The organism is Novosphingobium lentum NBRC 107847 (assembly GCF_001590965.1).
Classification (GTDB): Bacteria; Pseudomonadota; Alphaproteobacteria; order Sphingomonadales; family Sphingomonadaceae; genus Novosphingobium; species Novosphingobium lentum.
In genome coordinates this window covers 1-20,733 of the sequence record NZ_BCTW01000034.1, presented here as the reverse complement: position 1 = coordinate 20,733, position 20,733 = coordinate 1, and the positions used below count along the sequence as shown (strand labels likewise).

The 20,733-nt window shown below is 66.1% G+C and carries 19 protein-coding genes and 1 pseudogene; 10 read left to right on the top strand and 10 right to left on the bottom strand.

Annotated features, from left to right (window positions below; genetic code table 11):
- The first annotated feature begins 67 nt into the window (after positions 1–67).
- Genes NL2_RS19920 through NL2_RS19905 form a run of 4 tightly spaced genes read left to right on the top strand, consistent with a single transcriptional unit; the run spans position 68 to position 2,695 of the window.
- The gene (locus NL2_RS19920; RefSeq protein ID WP_157083288.1) at positions 68–856 is read left to right on the top strand and encodes an SGNH/GDSL hydrolase family protein; all 789 of its coding nucleotides are present in this window, start codon (positions 68–70) and stop codon (positions 854–856) included.
- On the top strand, positions 853–1,776 hold the full coding sequence (locus tag NL2_RS19915; RefSeq protein ID WP_068078218.1) for a glycosyltransferase family 2 protein: 924 nt from the start codon (positions 853–855) through the stop codon (positions 1,774–1,776). The genes NL2_RS19920 and NL2_RS19915 overlap by 4 nt, the downstream gene beginning before the upstream one ends.
- A complete protein-coding gene (locus NL2_RS19910) occupies positions 1,773–2,402 on the top strand; it encodes a hypothetical protein (RefSeq protein ID WP_068078216.1) in 630 nt (209 codons plus the stop codon). Before NL2_RS19915 ends, NL2_RS19910 begins: the two co-directional genes overlap by 4 nt.
- Positions 2,399–2,695: a lipoyl domain-containing protein gene (locus NL2_RS19905; RefSeq protein ID WP_068078213.1), complete on the top strand. Its 297-nt coding sequence runs from the start codon at positions 2,399–2,401 to the stop codon at positions 2,693–2,695. The genes NL2_RS19910 and NL2_RS19905 overlap by 4 nt, the downstream gene beginning before the upstream one ends.
- 5 nt (positions 2,696–2,700) lie before the next feature.
- Here NL2_RS19905 and NL2_RS19900 read toward each other — a convergent pair whose 3' ends face one another.
- Both NL2_RS19900 and NL2_RS19895 read right to left on the bottom strand, forming a co-directional pair.
- Positions 2,701–4,023: a hypothetical protein gene (locus NL2_RS19900; RefSeq protein WP_157083287.1), complete on the bottom strand. Its 1,323-nt coding sequence runs from the start codon at positions 4,021–4,023 to the stop codon at positions 2,701–2,703.
- A complete protein-coding gene (locus tag NL2_RS19895; RefSeq protein WP_068078207.1) occupies positions 4,020–4,382 on the bottom strand; it encodes a hypothetical protein in 363 nt (120 codons plus the stop codon). The genes NL2_RS19900 and NL2_RS19895 overlap by 4 nt, the downstream gene beginning before the upstream one ends.
- A gap of 424 nt (positions 4,383–4,806) precedes the next feature.
- On the opposite strand from NL2_RS19895, the gene NL2_RS19890 reads away from it, so the two are divergent.
- Positions 4,807–5,772, top strand: coding sequence for a YncE family protein (locus NL2_RS19890; protein WP_157083286.1), 966 nt, complete (start codon positions 4,807–4,809; stop codon positions 5,770–5,772).
- A 73-nt stretch (positions 5,773–5,845) separates the two neighbouring features.
- Here NL2_RS19890 and NL2_RS19885 read toward each other — a convergent pair whose 3' ends face one another.
- The 4 genes from NL2_RS19885 to NL2_RS19870 form a co-directional block, all read right to left on the bottom strand.
- Complete coding sequence (locus NL2_RS19885; protein WP_068078202.1) at positions 5,846–6,919, bottom strand: hypothetical protein; 1,074 nt, start codon at positions 6,917–6,919, stop codon at positions 5,846–5,848.
- Positions 6,919–7,854 carry a hypothetical protein gene (locus NL2_RS19880; protein ID WP_157083285.1) on the bottom strand — a complete coding sequence of 312 codons (936 nt, stop codon included), beginning with the start codon at positions 7,852–7,854 and terminating at the stop codon, positions 6,919–6,921. Before NL2_RS19880 ends, NL2_RS19885 begins: the two co-directional genes overlap by 1 nt.
- Positions 7,847–9,145 carry a hypothetical protein gene (locus NL2_RS19875; protein WP_157083284.1) on the bottom strand — a complete coding sequence of 433 codons (1,299 nt, stop codon included), beginning with the start codon at positions 9,143–9,145 and terminating at the stop codon, positions 7,847–7,849. The genes NL2_RS19880 and NL2_RS19875 overlap by 8 nt, the downstream gene beginning before the upstream one ends.
- 356 nt (positions 9,146–9,501) lie before the next feature.
- Entirely contained in the window at positions 9,502–10,311 is an 810-nt protein-coding gene (locus NL2_RS19870) for a TrmH family RNA methyltransferase (protein WP_068078192.1), read from the bottom strand.
- Between the two features lie 32 nt (positions 10,312–10,343).
- Between NL2_RS19870 and NL2_RS19865 the strand changes: the two genes are divergently transcribed.
- The 3 genes from NL2_RS19865 (at position 10,344) to NL2_RS19855 (ending at position 12,290) form a co-directional block, all read left to right on the top strand.
- Complete coding sequence (locus NL2_RS19865; RefSeq protein ID WP_068078188.1) at positions 10,344–10,622, top strand: hypothetical protein; 279 nt, start codon at positions 10,344–10,346, stop codon at positions 10,620–10,622.
- A gap of 107 nt (positions 10,623–10,729) precedes the next feature.
- Positions 10,730–11,674, top strand: coding sequence for a helix-turn-helix domain-containing protein (locus tag NL2_RS19860; RefSeq protein ID WP_068078186.1), 945 nt, complete (start codon positions 10,730–10,732; stop codon positions 11,672–11,674).
- A 133-nt stretch (positions 11,675–11,807) separates the two neighbouring features.
- The gene (locus tag NL2_RS19855) at positions 11,808–12,290 is read left to right on the top strand and encodes an RcnB family protein (RefSeq protein WP_068078184.1); all 483 of its coding nucleotides are present in this window, start codon (positions 11,808–11,810) and stop codon (positions 12,288–12,290) included.
- Between the two features lie 78 nt (positions 12,291–12,368).
- On the opposite strand, the gene aroE is transcribed toward NL2_RS19855, so the two are convergent.
- From aroE to NL2_RS19835, 4 genes are all read right to left on the bottom strand, one after another.
- Positions 12,369–13,202 carry a shikimate dehydrogenase gene (gene aroE / locus NL2_RS19850; RefSeq protein ID WP_068078181.1) on the bottom strand — a complete coding sequence of 278 codons (834 nt, stop codon included), beginning with the start codon at positions 13,200–13,202 and terminating at the stop codon, positions 12,369–12,371.
- A gap of 61 nt (positions 13,203–13,263) precedes the next feature.
- The gene (locus tag NL2_RS19845; RefSeq protein WP_245647782.1) at positions 13,264–16,260 is read right to left on the bottom strand and encodes a TonB-dependent receptor domain-containing protein; all 2,997 of its coding nucleotides are present in this window, start codon (positions 16,258–16,260) and stop codon (positions 13,264–13,266) included.
- A 78-nt stretch (positions 16,261–16,338) separates the two neighbouring features.
- Positions 16,339–17,577: an MFS transporter gene (locus tag NL2_RS19840; RefSeq protein ID WP_068078179.1), complete on the bottom strand. Its 1,239-nt coding sequence runs from the start codon at positions 17,575–17,577 to the stop codon at positions 16,339–16,341.
- Positions 17,578–17,650: 73 nt separating this feature from the next.
- Entirely contained in the window at positions 17,651–18,316 is a 666-nt protein-coding gene (locus NL2_RS19835) for a TetR/AcrR family transcriptional regulator (RefSeq protein ID WP_245647781.1), read from the bottom strand.
- Between the two features lie 232 nt (positions 18,317–18,548).
- On the opposite strand from NL2_RS19835, the gene NL2_RS19830 reads away from it, so the two are divergent.
- Together NL2_RS19830 and NL2_RS19825 are read left to right on the top strand one after the other, a co-directional pair.
- Entirely contained in the window at positions 18,549–20,432 is a 1,884-nt protein-coding gene (locus NL2_RS19830; protein ID WP_068078176.1) for a bifunctional sugar phosphate isomerase/epimerase/4-hydroxyphenylpyruvate dioxygenase family protein, read from the top strand.
- Positions 20,432–20,733 (top strand): annotated as a pseudogene (locus NL2_RS19825) (alpha/beta hydrolase); the annotation flags it as partial. The gene NL2_RS19830 and the pseudogene NL2_RS19825, both read left to right, overlap by 1 nt.

Sequence of the window (20,733 nt, the reverse complement as noted above, 5' to 3'; positions counted from 1 at the left end):
GTCCGGCGCAACAGGCCGCTGATTGCAAGTCGGTTCGTCCTCATGCAAGTAATGCCTGGTGCCCCGGATGACGATACTGGCCGCCGGAAACGGCGATGTGCGCGATTGCCTTCACGCGCTGCGCGAGAACGGCGCGGTCACCTGGAATGGCATCAACACCGTCCTGCGGACACGTAACCAGGGTTGGTCGGCCCGCGTGATCCATCGCACGGTCACGCGCAGCGACGCCATACTGGCCAGCGATGGCACCGTGCCCGTGGGTCTGATCGACCGGCCCTTCCCCGCAGATCCGTTTTCCGTGCGCAGCCAGTTTGCCGGAGACCTGTTCGAAAGGGCCGCCGATGTCGTCGTCCTGTCCATCCAGTCCGACGTGATGAACACGCTGTGCCGCCATCGCGACGATCGGCATTTGCTCTACGCCTACGATCTTGGCGATTGGCCGGACGAGGCGCGGCAATGGCTGGTCGATCATTACGCGCCCGTTCCGTTGCTGGGGCCGGACGAATCGATGCGCAACCTCGAACGCATCGTCGCGCGCATTCGGGAACGACGACAGCCGCATATCCTGATCTTCAACATGTCCGCAGCCATCCCGTGGGAGCGGGTGCGATGCTATCGCGGTCTGCCCGAGACGCTGGGGGAACGCATCCGTCGCTTCAATCTGGCACTGATCGATCTGTCCCGTTCGCTGGGCATCGCCATCGTGGACGTCGATGCGGTTGTGGCCAGTGCCGGTGCCGAGCGCCTTAAAATCGATCCGGCGACACTGACGGCCGAAGGTTGTCGTCTCGTCGCCGAGGAAGTGGCCGGCGTCCTGCAGGAGATCGGTGCGTTCGAGCGGGCGGACGCTGCGTGACCGCGAGCGTCGTCATCCGGACCCACAACGAGGCGCCGCGATTGCGCCTGACGCTGGCTTCGCTGGAAAACCAGCAAGGTCTCGATGAAGTGGTCGTCGTCGACGATGGCTCGACCGACGCGACCGGCGACGTCCTTGCCGCAGCGAAGCTGCGCCTGCCGTTGCGCAGCCTGCATCACGCTGCACCCCGGGGCCGCTCGGCCGCGTCGAATGCCGGTGCTGCGGCGGCAACCGGCGCGCTGCTGATTTTCCTGGACGGCGACACGCTGGCCGGGCCGGGACTGGTAGCGCGACACCTGGAGGCCCATCGCGGCCCGGAGGCCATCATGGGCAGGGGTGAAACCTGGCATCTGCGCTGCACGCGCTTCCTCAGCGACCCGCAGACCGCCACGTTCTGGCCGCACGAGCGGGCGCGCGAAGCGGCGCTGAGCGAGTCCGAGCGAGCCGCCATGTGCGTCACGGAACGGCAGGTTCGCCACGGGTTCGACTCCATCGCTGCGCGCGCGGCACCGGCCATCTATCCGGGCATCCATCCCCGCCGGCTCTACGATGCAGAGATGGCCGCGTTGCAGTCGCACCGGGATAGCGACAGGCTCTGGGCTGCGGCCAGCGGCAGCAACCTCTCGCTGGCGCGGGACCGGTTCGTTGCGGCCGGTGGCTTCCACCCCGGCATGGACATCAACGAGCATCGCGAACTCGCCTATCGGCTTTGCCGGTCGGGCGCGCGGCTTGTGCCCGTCGATGGCGCGCGCAGCTATCATCTTACCCATCGCGACGGCTGGCGCGATCCGTTGCAGGATGACGGGTGGGAACGGAGCTTTGTGGCAGCGCATGCGGAGGCACCCGTCGCCGAACTCAAGGCTTACTGGTCTGCGCTTGCGGCCGATGCCTCCCCCGCTTCGTTCTTCGCACCGGGATGAGCAGCGCGCTGACCCTTTGCGTCGCGGTGGGCGACGACGAACGCCCGCTGGTTGTGGCTGCGGCCCGCCAGCTTGCGGCAGCCGTCAGTGCCGCGCTGGGGCGCACCTGGCCCGTCTCGATCGAACGGGTCGATCCTGAACGCGGCAACGCTGCGGGCCAGATCTGGATCGCCTCGCTGATGGATGACGTGTCGCGCAAGGAAGACATCGACGCGACGGCCCGGCGCTGGCTGGCGCGGATCGAGCGGTGGTCGTATCCGGGCAAGCCCCGCATTCTGCTGTCCACGCTGTTTCGCCACGTGCCCCCTTCACCCGGCGGACGCATCACGATCGAGCGCCTGCGCCGCCTCAACTGGATGGGGATGTATCTTTCACGCAGCGCGGGCATCGAGATCGTCGACATCGACCGGCTGTTCGCGCTGTGCGGCGCGCGGGCACTGGGCACAGACTATCGCTGCCTGGGGCCGCATGCCGCCGAACTGGGCGGACATGCGATTGCCGCCGCGATCCTGGCGGGAAACATGGACAAAATGATCCCTGCCCCGATCCAGGAGGCCGCGGCGCGGCGGCACGGCGGCATTCTCGACGTGGCGGCCGTGGTGCAGCGCCGGGTCGTTGCGTCATGATCTACCGCCTGACGGTGCCCCTGACGATCGAACAGAATACCGAAGTGCGGGTGCTGGAATGGCATGTCGCGGCAGGCGACCGGCTGCGGGCCGGTACGTTGCTGGTCGAACTGGAGACGCACAAGGCGCTGATCGAGGTGCGCGCCGACCAAACCGGGATCATGCGCGAACGGCGCGTGGACGCCGAAAGCTGGTGCCCGTTGGGCGGACTTCTGGCCTTGGTGAGCGACAACATCGACGAGCCGCTGACCGAAGGCGAGCAGGCGATGGCCGCCGACTTCCTGATCGGCTGACGCGGCTACCGCTTGGTGCAGAACCCCGGAATACCGTACGCCGCCAGCTGGTGCAGCAGCTCGGCGCGCATTTCGGCGATCAGCGGGCCGGTGGCGTGGAAGCCATCCGGAAAGTGGGCGAGCAGGCCAAGGTCGGCCGCGATGGCATCAGCGTCGATCACGGCAATCCCGCTGGATCGTTCAAGGTCGTGAAGCATCAGGTTGAGCTCCTTGGCGCGCACGCTGCTCAGCATGGCCAGCGTGCGGTCGTCCAGCAGGCTGTAGTTCTGGACCGTGTCCATGCGGGAAATCGACATGCAGTTGACCACGAACAGCTGGCGCGAACCGGCGGCGAGCGTTGCATAGTCGCGGGCAATGTCGTCGACCGAGCGCGTGAAAAACTCGAAATCGTGTTGCAGCCAGTGGCGCACGGCGGGCGAAAGCGCGGCCAGTCGGTAGCCGTGCATGGTCACGATATAGCCCAACGTCCGGTGCCGCGCGGTGGGCGGCATTTCGGTCGTCAGCGACAGGCACACCGCCACGGCGGGCCCTGCCGTGCGCAAGCCGGAGCGGCCGAGCTGATCGTAGCAGTCGTTGAGGGGAGACTGTTCGAGTCCATTGAGCAGCGCACCGATGAATGCCCAGTCGCGTCCCGTCGGCGCGGGGCCGCCGGCGCCGAAACTGCGCACAATGTCCCCGCGGATGGCAGCGATATCTGCCGGCGTGCGCGCGAGCCCCTGCGCCAGCACACCCGCGCTCTGGACCAGCGGCTCATCGTCGCAGACGGCAATCTGCACCGGACCGGTGCTGCCTGCCAGCATCGCCGCGAAAGAACCGTCCTCACCGCGCAAGATCGCCTCCAGCTCGCACGTGCCCGCACCCAGCACGGTCGCGCTACCCGCGTCGCCGGTCCACGCGCGCACGCGATCGTGCCATCCCGCCAGCAGCCCGGAATGATCCTCGGCGACATCGGTGAAACGGCGACCGGCATAAAACGTGAGGATCGTTTCATCCTCGGCAGAACCGACGCCGGGCCCGGCATGCTCGAGAAAGGCCCACTCATCCCCGGCCAGCCATGGCAGAGAGGCAAGGCGATCGAGATAGCCGCCGCGAGAGACGCCGGTTCCATGGCGCAACCGCCCTGTGCGGCCTGGGGCCAGCGTGACCTGAAGGTCAAACCGTTCAGCGCCGAACGGTGCGTCGCTGCCCGCCAGGGCAATGTTGCAGAAGGCGACCGCTTCGCCGGCGCGGCAGTCATGTCCGTCCGGCCGCAGCCAGCGTACGCCCGATCGGAACAGCTCGAAGCCGCCGCAGTCGATCGCGCCAAGCCGCAGTCCGGTCCGGCTCATGGTCGCGGCACCCACCATTCCTCATGATGAAGTATAACCGCCATGGTGGTGCGCACGCTCCGGCACGGTGCCTCCGGCGACGATCGAGGGTCGGTCGACACCAGCGCAAGCAGGCTCCCCCCGGCGAACACGGCCGCGGAGGACATCAGCACGTCGCGCAGCCAAACCGTTTCCTGCAGGATGATGCGGCACGTCATCACCGGCGGACAATCGCGTGCGACACCGGCGCTGAGATCGATCGACAGGTCTGCGAACACATCGCCCGCCTCCAGCCGGCTGCCGACGTTTGCGTGGAGTTTGGCCAATCGGCCCATCGCGTGGCTGGTGTCGAGGGTGGGCAAAAGGATCGAGAACCACATCGGCCATACATCGCATATTCACGCGCTCGACGTCATGCCCTTATCATGGTTCGTATGGGCTGTTCGCTGTCCGCGCCCTGCGTCGTCGTTCCCGCTGTCGCGGCAGGCTCGCCGCGCCGCGCTTTCTGCAATCAGCACGGCCGCTCGTCGATCGGCGACTGCCATATGGCGGCTTTTGCGGACTACCGATGATCCCTGCCCGCCCCCCTCCCTCACGGGCCGGAGCGGGGATCAGCGACCACCATGACAGGCGGGCTCGGGCGGCAATTACGATCGTTACCCCGTTGTCACTTCGCCACGGGCGGTTTTCCGTGAATACCGCCACGGCACCCAGGAAAGATGTCCCATGCGCCGAATGACTTCGCTTTGTTCCGCCCTTGCCCTCGCGGTCGCAATCACTGGCGCCATCACGGGCGCCGCCAACGTGGCTGTTGCTGCTCCCGCCCCACCGGCGATGACCTATCGTGCCGAGGCCTCGATCCCGCTGCCCGACGGGCGGTGGGACCTGCTCAGCGTCGATGCCGATCACCGGCGCGTGGTGATCGCGCGCGGCGACAGCGTCTCGGTGGTCGATATTGCGACGGGCACGGCGCGCAGCATCGGCGCGATCGATCGCGGCCACGCGGCGCTGGCGGTGCCGGGGACGCACACGATCGCGGTCACCAGCGGCAAGGACAACACTCTGCGCCTGCTCAATGCCGATGATGGCCACGAGATCGCGAAGATCCCCGTCGGCGACGATCCCGACGCCGCGATCTGGGACCCTGCGGCACGGCGCATCGTGGTGATGAACGCCAAGGGCGGCACCGTCTCGGTAGTCGATCCGGTCGCCATTCGGGTCGAGACGTCGATCGCGGTCAAGCCCGCGCTGGAACTGGCGGTGATGATCGCCCCCGGCCTGATGGCGATCAACGACGAGGATGCCAACGAGATCGAACTGGTCGATCTGACGCGCGGCGTCGCGCTCGCCCCCATCGCGCTCAACGGGTGCGAAGGGCCGACCGGCATCGCCTTTGCGCCCGATGCGAACCTGCTGCTCAGCGCCTGCGCCAACGGCAAGGCCGCGCTGGTCGATGTGCGCACGCGCAAGCTGGTCAAGCTGCTGCCGATCGGTGCCGGTCCCGATACCGCGCTTTACGATGCCGCGCGCCGCCGCTTCCTGGTGCCCTGCGGCAAAAGCGCCACGCTGTCGGTGTTCGCGCTCAATCGCCACGGAGCGATCACGCCGCTGGCGCCCGTGCCGACCGAAATCGGCGCGCGGACGGGTGCGATCGGCCCGGATGGTCGCATCTACCTGCCCACCGCGCGGTTCCTGCCCGCCGAGGCCGGCAAGCGCCCCGACATGGTTCCGGGCAGCGCGCACCTGATCGTGCTCGTTCCGACGGGCTGACCGCCATATCCGTATACGGACTGCGTCCTGTCCGAGCAATGCTGTTGCATCGAAAATCCATCCGCAGCCCAAGTCAAACGGGCCCTTCGAGCCACGGCAGGGTCACGCGTCGAGCTTCGCCACGTTCCAATGCGATGTTGAAGGCGGCAGTAAGGCCGGCGTTTGGCGGCAACCCAAACCCGGTTGTCAAATCGTCACGTTCAAACTGCCAACGGATCGCGAAGCTGACAAAACCCGGCAGCAGCGCGCGGACCAGTTCGAGGAGCCGCAACAGGTCGGTGCGGCTGCCAGCTGTCGTTTGGCGAGATGGGTCGCCGTGGGCCAAGGCATTGCGCCACCCGCGTCCGCCGTGTTCCCAATCGAGCCAGGCCGCTTCCGCGTCGGCCGCTGCCGGCTCCATGCCAACGGCCAGCAGGGCGGTGGCAACGCGCTTGCGAAAGCCGAACCGGCGCAGCGCGACGCGACCGATGCGGCGCGCGCTCATACCGGCGAACATCGCGTCGATTGCCGTAAACAGCATGGCGGCGCGATCGTCAGGGGTCAGTGACGGACCCTGCGCGCGGCTGAACTCACCCAACGCGATGTCGACCGCAGCGTTGGGCGCCAGTTCGCGGTATTGGCGCACCAGTTGGCCCATCGCATGGACGCAGCCCGAACTCGACGCCGTGCCCAGATCGGAAATCGACAGCGCATACGGCGGCAGCGGAGTATCGCCCGGTCCGGCCTGGAGCTGGCGAAAAGGACCGGGCATCCGCTCGATTCGCCAGCCCGCGGCGTTGATCGCGAACGTCAGCGCCACTTGCACGGGATCGGCGAACCAGCCGGGCTTGGCCAGACGCAAGGCGTGAACGGCATCTACCAGGTACTGAACCAGCGCCGCACCTTGCCGGATACGGCATTCATGGACACTTCCCACCGCCGCTTCGTCCGCGAACGCTACCAGGCACAGCGGCGGAGCAACGTAACCGGTCGGCGAAAGCTGGCGCGCAGCACGATGCGCATCGCTCTGCTCGATGGCCATCCATTCCTCGTCATACGGGATATAGGCCATCACCTGATCGGACACGAGCCCGGCAGAGTCGCTGTCGAAGCTGGCACCGCGCAGTGCACCGTAAAGCGTCAGCACAGGTTCCGCAGGCGACGCCATCAACCGTCCCCCAAGTGGCTGAGCGTGGCGATGCAGGCATCGCGCAGCAGCCTTCGCCCGCCGTGCAACATGGCCTGCTGGGCTGGATCGAGCTCGGTCAGAGCCAGTCGGCCATGTACCAACCGGCTGCGCAGCCGGTAGATTTCAGCCAGTTCCGCCTTGCGCACCTCGTGATCGTCATCACCAAACGGAATCAGGGCAGCAAGCCGTTGGGCGAAAGCATCGGTCAGGCTCGCGTTAGGCGATGCCGGGTGGCCCGAAACGAGGCCCTCGCAAGCGGCGATCGCAGCGACGAACGCGGCGGCAAGCCCACTGCCTGCGCCGACGTCATACCCATATTCGGGGCGGGCGGTGCGCTCAAGCGTATCCAGCGCCGCTACGAGTGGGCCAGGCCAACTGTTTTCCGGAACCTGATCTATCAGCTCGGCGATGTCGGCGATCATCGTCAGGTCGCTGGCCTCGAACTGAAATGTCGGGACCCCGCCGAATACGATCCACTCGCGCTCGGCGTAGCCCACGCAGGGGAACGAGGTGCCGCGACCGTCGTGGTGCACTCCGATGTAGAACGTCGACAGCAAGGGCGATACCACCGCTGGCGCCCATGGGTGCAGCAGGAACAAGCGATGCAGCTGACGCGCCTGCGTCCGGCCGGCCCGAAGCAAATCAGACTGAACGGGATCGGCCTGAGTCGGAACGGCCTGGACCGGAACGGCCTGGGTCGCAACGCGGACATCGTCGCTTCCGTCTCGGAACAGCGGCCCTTCCCAGAACAGCGGCCGGGTGCGCGCATACTTGCTGTCGGCATATTCGTGCGTGCCGTCGATCCGGTACCACGTGTCGAAGTCCGGATGAAGCAGTTCACCACCGGCAAAAGCGGTGCGCTCCTCGAGGATCTGCACCCCTGGCAGGTGCAGGCAGAGCTGGAGTTCAGCCATCCTTGCGCACCTTTGGCCGACCGCCGCGTTCAAGCGCCAGCGCGACCTTCAGCGCCGGGACCGGTGCGCCTGCCCGCCCAGTGTCGGCTTCGTACGGCGACCAGTAGCAGGTGTGGCTGAGGAAACCCCGCCGTCGCCGCGTGGCGACACGAACATCTTTCACCCCGTTGCCGAACAGGGGCGACAGCGGTCCGCCGACGACATCACCGTGAAAGATCGCGCGGCACGGAAAATACAGGTTGGTCCAGCGAACCACTGCGAACGGAGCGGCATCGACCAGCACCTTGGTCGTGCGAAGGGAACCGTCAGGAAGCGTGTAGTTCGACGGGTAGGTCAAATCTCCATCGTGATCGGGATCGGGCGGGCATACTGGCAATTCGTTCTGGCGCTTCAGGGCGGCGAAGTCGTCCGGCCCGTCAGCCAGCAGCAGCGTGGCGTGGGCGAGCGGACTGCCCAGAGTGACGAAATCGCTGATCAGCCACGCGCTGCCTTGCCGGCGTTGTTCGCGCCAAAGTTCGTGAACGGCATCGCGATAGGCCGCTATGGCAGGCCGTTGTTGTTCAAGGCTGAGCTTGTCATCGCGCAGTTGCGCCAACAACAGCTCCAGCGCCTTGAGCGCGGTCGTATCGGGCCGGTCGGGCTTGCCGTGTTTGTCGCGCAAGCGATACCACAGCAGCCGGACGAGGTCGTATCCGATCACACTGCCCAGGCTGTGCCCGACGATCACGATGCGGTCATATTCGCCGCTTTCGTGAAGTCGCTCGAGCAGCGCGATCCCGGCGCGCCGGATGTCTTGTCGTGCCTCCACCGTCCTGGGGTGGGCACTCAGGTAGATTGCGGCGTCGCCGACATAAGACAGGAACAGCCCTTGCAGCAGGCCCAGAAGCAGGGCGATGGCTGGAACTGCGGTGAGCGCGACGCCGGTGGCCGGCCACCAGCCAGGCTTGAGGTCCGGCGCCAGCGCAAAGACCGACATCGTCGCAATGACCGTCCCGGCGGCCACGATGGCAGCCCAGCCGATCCACCACAGCGCACGCAGCTGCACAGGGATCGCCGTTCGTGGTCGCAGCACCAGCAGGCGCGCCCAGGCGATGATCCTCTGCCACGTCGCAACGGGCATCAGGTGCGCCCAGTAGAACTCGAAAAAGTCGGTTTTCGGGCGTCCCGAGGCGCCAACCAATCGGCGCAGCTCATAGTTGTCGCCATGCGGATCCGGCTTGTTGTAATAGCTGGCAAGACCGCCATCGCCGGGGGGGATTACTGCGGAAACAAACCCGCGAAGCGTCGCCATCGGGCGCTGCTCGCCGATGCCGTGGATGACCACGACCGCTTGACGCCGGATCGGTGGTCCGGGGTCTGGAACGGTTGTGCCGGTTTGCAATGGTTCAGGCATTGCGGCATCTCCGACAGAATCGGGCTTCGCCGGGATACTATCTCCACAATTGGCTTTGGCCAAGTTCTGCCCATCAACGACGGCGTCGTGTTGGGAATATTATGTCAAAGCTAGCAGAGATCCAAAATCGCAGCCGTCAGACGATGGCTTCATTGGATCTACAATGGCCGGTCTGCCTCCATCATTGCGGATGGGAGGCCGTTCCTGACCTGCCCGGCGCCGGCGGCACAATGACAACGCCGGTTGTGACCCGGTTAAGTCGCAGCATACGCAGCGATATGGTGCAGGACGATTCCCGACGTGGTTGCCACGTTGAGCGAATCGAATCCCGCGCTCATGGCGATCTGCACACTTTGCGCGCGCCGGATCACGTCGGCCGAGAGCCCCGGCCCTTCTGCGCCAAGTATGACGGCGGTACGCGGTTCAGGACGCCAATCCTTCAGCAGACACGCACCGGCGGGGCTCAATGCCATGGGGCTGAATGCGTGACGTTCGAGCAATCCGATGGGGTCGTCTTGCCGCACCATCTGCGCAAACGGCACGAGCAGCGTCGCGCCGACCGACACGCGGATCGCCTTGCGGTACAGCGGATCGCAGCAGTCGGCATCGAGCAGAATGGCATCAACCCCGAAAGCAGCCGCGTTGCGAAAGATGCCGCCCATATTATCGTGGTTGGCAATGCCACAAAGCACGAGGACCGTTGCGCTTGCTCCGATCGCCGCAAGCAGGTCGTCGGCCGTGGGGTGGTCAGTCCGGCGGCCGATCGCGAGAATCCCCCGATGCAACGGAAACCCCGCGATCGCATCGAGCACTCCCTGGGCGGCGACGTAGACGGGCACTTCATCGGCAAGCCGCAAGAGGACCGGCTCAAGCGCATCGACCCGCTTGCTGGCAATCAACAGTGAAAGCGGTTGGTGGAGGGCGCTGTCCGCCAGCTTCTCGACCACGACCTTGCCCTCCGCTACGAACAGGCCCGCCCGGCCGACCAAGTCCCGCTCCTGTATGTCGCGATAGACTTCGATGCGGGGGTCGTGGAGGTCGTTGATCTCAATCAGTTCCGGCACGCGCGTGGTTCTCCAGCGCTCTGTGCGCGGCGATGGGGCGCAACGGCGATCGCGAAGAACAGCAAAGCACAACGCCGTACCGTACGCCATCCAAGCCTGGGCTCAAGTTCGTTGCAGGAAAACCAGCGAGCAACCCGACGCCTGCACCGCTGGCCGAGCCAGCGCAATTCAGCGACCTCGTCCGCTACGCGACGCTCGCTCCCGCTGGCCACAACACCCTGCCGCGGCGCTTTCGCCTGGATGAGAAGCGGATCGAGATCCTGCCTGACTTCATGCGACGGCCCCCGGTGATCGACCTGAGCGGACTATGACGGCCGCGCCGTCAGCCCGGCAGATTTTGTTGCAGCGCAACAGGTAAGTCGGTTGAGCATGATTTATTGGATTGATTTTCCCGGCTATTTCCAGTCTTTGGTCTGCCATGAAGCATCCGGGGGCCGACCGCCCACTCGACGAACCGCAGCCCACCCACCCTGATGCCGGTGACCACACGGCGGTCGCGGCAGGCACCAGCGACGTACACGTCCGGATCAGTCCGCCGCCGCCGCCGCTCGAAGGCTATGTCACGTTCTCCTATGTGGTTGAGGCCGCCGGGCCGGTGTCTGACTTCCTGTATCCCGAATGGGGCAACGTGCGCTTCAATTTGGACGGGGACATGGTGGCGGAAATGCCGGGCAGCTACGAACCCGGGCTCCAGCTGGCAACGCTGTTCGGCCCCACCGACCGCGCCGCCACGATCCGTTCGACCGGCGGCCGGATCGCCGGGTTCGGGCTGACGCCGCTGGGTTGGGCGCGGTTCGTTGCGCGCAGCGCCAGGCCGCTCGCCAATCGCATCCGCCCGCTCGACGGCGAATTCGGTGTCGATCCCCGGCGGCTGCGCGAGGAGCTGATCGAGGCGCCGGGCGACGATGCCGTGTTCGAACGGTTCGATGCGCTGCTGCTCGCTGCGTTGGCGCAGACGGCACCGCTGCGGCCAGTGGCGCTGCGTCTCGATGAAGTCCTGCGATCGAAGCCCACCGACGTCGCCGATTTCGTGCGGCGGATGGGCACGACCTCGCGCACGCTGCATCGCGAGTGCGAGTACCTGTTCGGCTTCAACCCCCGGCGGCTGCTGCGCCGCCAGCGCTTCCTCGACGCGCTGGGGCAGATCCGCATGCAGCCCGATGCGCGGTTCGCCGAACTGCTCGATGAGCGGTACTTCGATCAATCGCATTTCATCCGGGACTTCCGCGAATTCATCGGGATGACTCCGCGGGAATACCTGCGGACGCCGCGCGACATTTTTCGCATCGCTGCGGCCGAGCAGGCCAACCGGGGCATCACGCTGTCGTTCCGGTTGCCGCCGCCACCCACGGCGGTCGGCTGACCTGCACGCAGCATCGCCGACAAGACCCACAAGCGCATCGTGGAACGACTTGGTGGCCTGACACGTTGTTGGTCCGAGTGCCCGATGGGTCGCGCCATCATGCGCACACGCATATGGGTCAGGAGATGTTACCATGAACAGGAAGATCATCGGCGCCTTGTCGGCGCTGGGCGTGCTGGCCAGCGGTATCGCAGTGCCGGCTTCGGCGCAGGACTGGCAGCACAGGTCCGACCGCCACGACCAGGGTCGCGATGGCGGATACGACCGCGGCGGCGACAACCGGCACGATCGCCGTGACGACCGCAGGAACTATCGACGCGACGACCGCCGACACGACCGCGGGCAGGAGCAGCGCTGGCACTACTACGGCGGCAACTATGGCTATAACGGCTATCAGGGCAGCTGGCGCACCGGCCAGCGCTATCCGCACTACAATCAGGACCGCTATGTCGTCAGCGATTACGGCCAGTATGGCCTGCCCGCGCCCCGTCGCGGCTATCGTTATTATCGCGACAACAACGGCGATGTCGTGATGGCCGCAATCGCGACCGGGGTGATCGGCCTGATCATCGGCGGCGCGCTGGCCGGCGGCAACGACTACCATCGCGGTTATTGACCACGGCGGGGATCGACACGCGATTCCCTTGCCGGTCTAACGAAGGGCTCCCGCTCCGGCGGGGGCCTTTTGGTTGGTCTACGCCGCGAAAAAGCTTGCGCGCATGCGCTGCTTGTCGGCCGGGTGCCCGGTAATGATCTCGAACGCACGCGCCGCTTGCGCGATGACCATGCCGCTGCCGTCGAGGATGGCGCAACCTTTGACCTGCGCCTGGCGCAGCAGTTCGGTTTCGATCGGAAAGTAGACGATATCGGCGACCCAGTGGTGCGGTCGCACCAGCGCCGGATCGATCGACATGCCGGGTTTCGATGCCATGCCCATCGGGGTGGCGTTGACGATGCCATCGACGGTCGCGGTATCGAGGCCGCTGCCGTTGCTGGCGCGCACGCGGTCCGTACCGAACCGCGCCTGCAGGGTCGCGGCCAGGGCTTGCGCCCGGCTCGGGTCCACGTCCGAAATCTCGAGCAGGTCGGTGCCCAGCAACAGCAGCGCGCTGGCCACCGCCGCTCCGGCACCGCCCGCGCCAAGCTGGAGCACATGGTGCAAGGCAGCGCCGGGCAAGCCCTGCTCCATGCTTTCCTTGAACCCCGACATGTCGGTGTTGTGGCCCACGAGGCGCCCGTCGCGCATCGCGATGGTGTTGACCGCGCCGACCAGCGCGGCGCTGTCGGCGACTTCGTCAAGCAACGGCAGCACCGCCTGCTTGAACGGGAACGTCACATTGACCCCGCTGAAGCCGTCGGCCAGCGCTTGGCGCAGCAGCGGCCCCAGCGCATCGTCGGGCAACCCACGCTCGGTAAAGTCGAACAGTTCGTAGTGGAGGTCGAGCCCCTGCGCCTTCGCTTCCTGTTCGTGCAGCCACGGGGAACGCGAGGCGGTGATGGCGCGGCCGAAAAGGCCCGAACGGATCATTTTGCCATCCTGCTGGGAAAAAATCCGGCGCCGCCCGAACGACGGCGCCGGCAGGGGTGGATCAGAAGCCGAACTTGACGCCGACGTAGAACGACCGGCCGATCGGGTCGTACAGCGCGGTGTCGGTGCCGTTCTGCGAGCTGGCGACGAACGGCAACGCCTTGTCGGTCAGGTTGTTGACGCCAGCGCGCAGCTCGAACTTGCCGCCCACCTTGGCCGAGGCGAACAGGTCGAACAGCGAATAGGCGGCCACGCCGACGGCCACGTTGTTGGGCGTGTTGACGGCGCTGATGTCGCGCATGGCGTTCTGGTAGTGCCAGCGCAGGCCCATGCCGAACGCGTCCGAACGATAGCCCAACGTGGTCAGGCCCTTCCACGTCGGGGTGGCGCGCGGCGGGACGCTGCTGGGCTGCGAACCGCCGTTGCTGATCCCGGTGTAGTCGAGGAACTGCGCACCCGGGAACAGCTGCACCTTGAACTTGTGCGTATAGCCGACCGCCGAGTTGACATACACGCGACCCGACCGCGCCATGAACGGCGCCGGGATCGACCAGGCCAACTGGAATTCGATCCCGTCGGTGCGCAGGCCACCCAGGTTCAGGTACGGCGTCGCCACGGTGAGCAGCTGGCCGGTTGCCGGATCGCGGGTGACCCCGGCGCAATAGATGCTGCCGGCGCTGTAGCCGGGGTTCGACCCGTCGAGATTGTAGCACTTCGACAGCGAGGTCAGGCCCGGCACGGTCGAGATCACGTTCTTGATCTTGATGTTGTAGTAATCGGCCGAGAACGTGAAATCACCCAGGATGCCGCTGCCGCGCGGCGCGTTGAACACGAAGCCCATGTTGAACGTGTTGGCGCGCTCCGGCGTCAGGCCGACGTTGCCGGTCACCAGCTGGCCGGTGGCGGTGGTGCCGAACTGATAGCTGCTGACGAGCGAGCCGGGGACGCCCTGCGCTTGGCACAGCGTGGCGACTTGCGCGCCGTTGGCGCCGGTGCGAGCGTTTGAGCGGACATCGCACGGATCGCCGAGCGAGGCCGGCGGCGTGCCCAGCACGAGCTGCGTGCCCTGCGGCGGCGAGAACAGCTCGCCGATGTTGGGCGCACGCACCGCGCGCTGGAAGCTGCCGCGGAACAGCAGCGAGTCGACCGGGCGCCAGCGGGCGTCGGCCTCGAAACTGGTCACGGAGCCCGAGGTCGAATAATCCGACACACGCGCGGCACCGCCGATGCCCAGTTCGCGCACAAACGGCTTGTCGGCGATCAGCGGGATATCGATCTGCGCGGCGGCTTCCTTGACCGTGATGGACTTCTTGGACACGGGCAGCGTGTTGACCACCGCTTCGATGTTGGCGGCGGTGTTGGTCGGCGCGAAGATGTTGAACGCGTTGGGCGCGACCAGATCGGCGTCGGGCGCGAATGAATAGGTGTTCTTGCGGTAGTCCGCGACGAACGCGATCTGCGCCGGGCCGGCGCCCAGATCGAACAGCTTGCCGTTGACTTGCGCCTGCACTTGCGTCTGGCCCAGCTTTTCGGTGCTGTTGGCATCCTTGGTGATGAACGCGACGCAGGCTGCCGACAGCGAGCGGGCGTTGGCATCGCCGAACGGATTGAACCCGCCGGCGCACAGCGAATTCCCGCCATCGGGCGCGTTGAGCAGCTGCTGGACCTGGCTTTTCAGCACGCCGCTGTGCAGCGTCTGCTGGTGGTGCGATTCGTCGTACGACGCGAACACGTCGAACGTCCAGCCGCTGGTGATGTCACCCTTCACGCCCGCAAGATACTGCTGGACGATGTAGTTTTCGTCCCAGTTCTTGTACGGCACGCCGACATAGCGACCGTTCCAGCTGAACGCCGCACCGGGGTTGGCGCGCGAGGCCAGCAGCGTCTTGAGATCGGCGGGGATGAACGGGTTGGTCACCGGGATCGTAGTGGTCGCGGGGAACTGCGTCAGGCTGCCGCCGCTGGCGGTGTGCACCGTCAGATCGACGTACATGAACTGGCCGTAGAGGTTGAGGCTCGGCGTCAGGTCATAATCGGCCTTCACGAACGCGGTCTTGCGCTTCAGCCCGTTGATGAAATCGATCTGCTGTCCCACCGGCATGGAGACGTTGTTGCCGATAATGGCATAGCCGCTCGACCCGTTGGGGCCTTTGTAGTTGAGCCCGCCCAGCTGCCGGGTGAACAGCGAGCCATCATTGTTGAAGCCCAGCACCGACGTCGGGGCGACCGGGGTGGCGATGCCGTACTTGGCGAACAGGGCGGTTTCGGCCGCCGCGCTGGGGGCGTTGGTGCCGGGGATGTAGGTGCCGGTGCCGATGAACGACGACGGCGTCTTGTCCGCGAAGAACGGTCGCGTGCTGCCGTTGATCGGGTCCTGCTTGGCATAGCTGAACGCGGCGATCACATGGCCGCGATCGTCGGCAAAGTGCGTGCCGAACGCGAGGCTGCCGTTGAACTTGTAGCCGTCACCCTGTCCGCTGATGGTGTTCATGAGGTCGACCTTGACCCCGTCGAAGGCGCGGATCGACTTGAAGTTGACCACGCCCGACATGGCGTCCGAACCATAGACGGCCGACGCGCCGCCGGTGATCACATCGACGCCGCCGATGATCGCTTCGGGGATGATGTTGATATCGACGTTGCCGTTCACGTCCGAGGCGGGCAGGCGGTGGCCGTCGAGCAGCACAAGGTTGCGGTTGGTGCCGAGCCCGTGGAGGTTGACCAGCGCGCGACCGCCGGTGCCCTGCCCGCCCGTGGCGGCGTTGCCGGCCGTGGTGAAGCTGGGGAACTGGTTGAGCGAATCCTCGAGGTTGGAGGTGCCGCTTTCCTTGATCGCCTGTTCACCCACGGTCACGATCGGGCTGACGGCGGTGTTGTTGGGGCGCTGGATCAGCGAGCCGGTGACGACGATGACGGGCTGCTTGGCCGAATCGTCTTCCGCCGGAGCGTCAGGGGCCGCCGGTGCTTGCGTATTCTGCGCGAGCGCAGGCGTGGCCAAAGCCATCGAAAACGACAGCAACGAAGCGGAAATCGCAAGGCGCGAGCCAATCCTACGCATCAGTATCCCTCCCGAGCCGATGCCTTGGTGGCCGGCTTCATCGACGCTCATTTATGGTACGAACTGGTTCCTGTCAATTCATTCAGGTTGCGCAGCGGTCGGTGCCTGTCCGGCCTGAACCAGAAACGCACAGGCCGCGCACGCGAGCAACGGCAGGCAATAGACGCCGAACAGGACCGGCAACGCGACCTTGGCGGCCATCAGTTGCCCACCCATCCACGGGCCGACAATGGCCCCGGCGCGGCCGATGCCGATCGCCCAGCCCACGCCGGTGGCCCGCACCCGGGCGGGGTAGGCACCTGCCGCCAAGGGCCAGACTCCGTTGTAGCCGCCCTGCAGCAACATGCCGATCAGGAACGCCGTGCCCATCGTCGCGGCGACCGACATGCTGACCGAGCCGAACCACAGCATCGCTGCCCCGGCGCCGACCAGCATCGTCGGCACCAGCCGGCCCAGCGGCAGGCGCACCGCCAGCACCGACATCGCGACGGTGCCGATGAACGCGCCCAGGTTGTACAATGCGCCGGCGTAGATCCCGTTAGTTTCGGACAGGCCCGCCTGGATCGAAAGCTTGGGGATCCAGCTGACGATGAAATACAGCACCATCAGTCCGAAAAACACCGCGCCCCACAGCGCGATCGTGCGCGCCCGAAGCTCGGGGCCGAACAGCCCGCGCACGCCGCCGCGCGGTGGTGCGTCACCATCCTGCGCGGGCAGCGCATCGCTCAGCAGCGCCCAGGCCAGCGGGAACAGCGCGACGGTGATCGCGCCCGCCCCGGTCAACAGCACATGCCAGCCATGCTGCGGCAGCAGCCGCGCCGCCAGCAGGCCGGTGAATACCGCCGCGAACGGATAGCCCGCCTGCACCAGCCCGACCGCCAGATTGCGCTGCTCCGCCGGGGCGCTTTCCGCCGCCAGCGCGGCCATCGCCGCCAGCACCGTGCCGATGCCCATGCCGACCAGCACGCGCAATGCGAAAAACTGCGTCACCGTGCCGACCTGACCGCTGGCCAGCATGCCCGCCGACATCAGCGCCAGCGCGGTCAGGATGACCTTGCGCCGCCCGAACCGGTCGGCCAGCGGGGCGATGAACATCCCGCCGATCGCCATGCCGAGCAATCCGGCGCTGAACAGGCGGCCCATCACATCGGGCCCGATCGTCCAGTCGGACTGGATGCGCGGCGCGATGAACGACAGGATCGTCACGTCGATCCCGTCGGCCATGTTGATGGCAAAGCACAGCGCGACGATGGCTATCGCGCGCGTGGTCCAGTTGTTTGGCGCGTGCGCGGTCGAATCCAGCGGTATGGCTGCCATAGGTCCTTTTCCTCGTCCCGGCCTTGGGAAACGACAGCAGGACCATCCGGCAGGCTGGCGCCCGCGCGGCGGGTCAGTCCTGCTGCGTCACCCAGGCGATTATGATGTCGGCAACCTCGATCGCCCGCTGCGCCACGGCTTCGGGGCTCGTCATGTCGAGACCGAAATTGTGCGCAAAGGTGAACTGGTTGGAGACGTTGTAGAAACTCAATGCGGTCATGTTCATGTGCAACTTGATCGGGTCGATGCCCTTGCGAAAGCTGCCCTCGTCCTCTCCCCGCGCGATGATCCGCCCGAGGATCTCCACGACCTTGCGGTTGCCTTCGGGCAGGTTGGGAATCTGCTTGAGGTGTTCCGCCCGGTGGATGTTCTCGTTCATCACCAGCCGCACCAGCTCGGGGTGCTGCGAATGATAGCGCACGTCGTGTTCGATCAGGTGGCGCAGCGCCTCGACCGCGCTGCCCTGCTCGACATCGATCTGGCTCTCGCTTTCGCGCACCCGGCGATAGGCGCGCTCCAGCACCGCGCGGTACAGGTCGTCCTTGCCTTCGAAGTAATAGTAGATCTTGCGCTTGGTGGCGCGGCCCGCGATCTCGTCGATGCGCGCGCCGGCCAGGCCTTTTTCCACGAATTCCTGCGTGGCGATGTCGATGATCTGGTTGATCGCCTGTTCGCGTGCTTCGGCATGAGACCGGCGCGGCGGCTTTTCGGGATGGCTCAGCTTTTCAGGATGGTTCAACTGGGACTCTCCAATGACTGCGGCCCGACAACTGCGGCACGGCGCACCACAAAGGGCGCGCACGCAAGTGCGTTACCGCCATTTGCCGCTGCCGTCAGCAGATCAAGGCCCATCATCCATCCCATATTTATGGGTCGAACTAGTTCCTAACATTTTGCTTTTGTCAATGGCACGGCAGTGTTAAAACCCGATTCCAGTGACCGGACGAATGCATTCTGGCGAGAGGATTGGGATGCCGGGCGTAAAGACCTCGATAGCGACGGTCTCGATCAGCGGGGCGCTTGACGCCAAATTGCAGGCCATCGCGTCAGCCGGCTTCAATGGCGCCGAGATCTTCGAGAACGACCTGCTGTCGTCAAATCTGGGCGCGCGCGAAATCGCCGCGCTGATGCGGGACCTGGGCCTGGCCTGCACGATGTTCCAGCCGTTCCGCGATCTTGAGGGATTGCCCGAGCCGCTGCGTGCCCGCGCCTTCGACCGGCTTGAACGCAAGTTCGATGTGATGGCCGAACTCGGCACCGATCTGCTGTTGCTGTGCTCCAGTTGTTCGCCGCAAAGCCTGGGCGACCGCAACCGCATCCTGGCCGACTTGCATGAGGCCGGCGAACGCGCCGCCGCGCGCGGCCTGCGCATCGGGTACGAAGGGCTGGCCTGGGGCCGCCACGTCAACGACCATCGCGATGCGTGGGCCCTGGTGCGCGATGTCGATCATCCGGCGCTGGGCCTGGTGCTCGACAGCTTTCACTCGCTCGCCCGCCGCATCCCGTCGAGCAGCATCGGCGACATCCGCGCCGACAAGCTATTCATCGTGCAGGTCGGCGACGCCCCGCTGCTCGAGATGGACTACCTTGGCTGGAGCCGGCATTTTCGCTGCATGCCCGGACAGGGCGACCTGCCGCTCGATGACTGGGCCGATGCGATCCGGCGGATCGGATACCAGGGCTACTGGAGTCTCGAGATATTCAACGACCGCTTCCGCGCCGGATCGGCCAAAGGCGTGGCGCTCGACGGTTATCGTTCGCTGCGGCTGCTCGAAGGCGGTATCGGGCGATCGGCGGCGATCACGGCGGCAAGCCTGCCGCCACGCCCGGTGCCGCGCGGCGTGGAGTTCATCGAATTTGCCGCCAGCCATGAAGAAGCCGAAGCGCTGGGCACGATGCTGCGCCCGCTCGGCTTTCGACCCACCGCTCGCCATCGCAGCAAGGACGTCACCCGCTGGACGCAAGGGCCGATCAGCCTGGTGATCAATTGCGAACCGGAAGGGCTCGCCCACAGTTTCGACATCGTCCACGGCGCCTCGGTCTGCGCGATCGGGCTGACCGTGGACAACGTGGCCGGTGCAATGGCGCGCGCCGATGCGCTGCGCGTGCAGCGTTTCGAACAGGCGATCGGACCGGACGAATGGCCGATTCCCAGCGTGCGCGGCGTGGGCGGCAGCTTGCTCTACTTCGTCGATGCCGCCAGCCGCGCGGCGATGTGGGCGCACGAATTCCCCGTCCCGCTCGAACCCGCCGCACCGGCGTTGCTCAGCGGCATCGATCACATCGCCCAGACCATGCAGTTCGAGGAATTCCTGAGCTGGCTGCTGTTCTACGTCAGCCTGCTGGACCTGACGAAGACTCCGCAGCTCGAAATCGCCGATCCGATGGGCTTGGTGCAAAGCCAGGCGGTGGAAAGCGCTGACGGATCGGTGCGGTTCACGCTCAACGGTTCGCTGGCCACCGGGTCGCTGTCATCGCGCTTCATCCAGAACTACTTCGGCGCCGGGGTCCAGCACATCGCCTTTGCCTGCGCCGACATCTTCGCCGCCGCCGACGCCGCGATCGCCGGGGGCGTCGAACGGCTCGAAATTCCGCGTAACTACTATGACGACCTCGAAGCGCGGTGGGGGCTAGACCCGGAGCTGATCGAAGCCATGGCCGCGCGCGACATCCTGTACGACCGGGATGGCGACGCCGAATACTTCCAGTTCTACACCCGCGCGTTTGCCCGGCGGGTGTTTTTCGAACTGGTCGAGCGGCGCGACTATGCCGGATACGGCGCGGTCAACGCGCCGATCCGGCTGGCGGCGCAAGCCCGCCACAAACCCGAATTTCTCGACGGACGGAGCGAATGATGATGCGCAAGACGATTGCCCTGGCCGCCATGACCGGCGCGTTGATCGCAAGCCCGGCCCTGCAGGCCGCCCCTGCCCCGCGCGTGTTCGCGGTGGCCGACAAGCCGGTCCCGGAAGACCGCTTCCCCGAACAGCCGGTGCTGTTTCCGCTGGGGGTCAAAGCCTATCGCGATGTCGCCTACCAGCAGTTGCCCGGCTACATCCCGCAAGTCGTGGACATTTATGTGCCCGCCACCAAAGGCCCCCACCCGCTGGTGATGTACATCCATGGCGGTGGCTGGATCGGCGGGCACACCCGCCA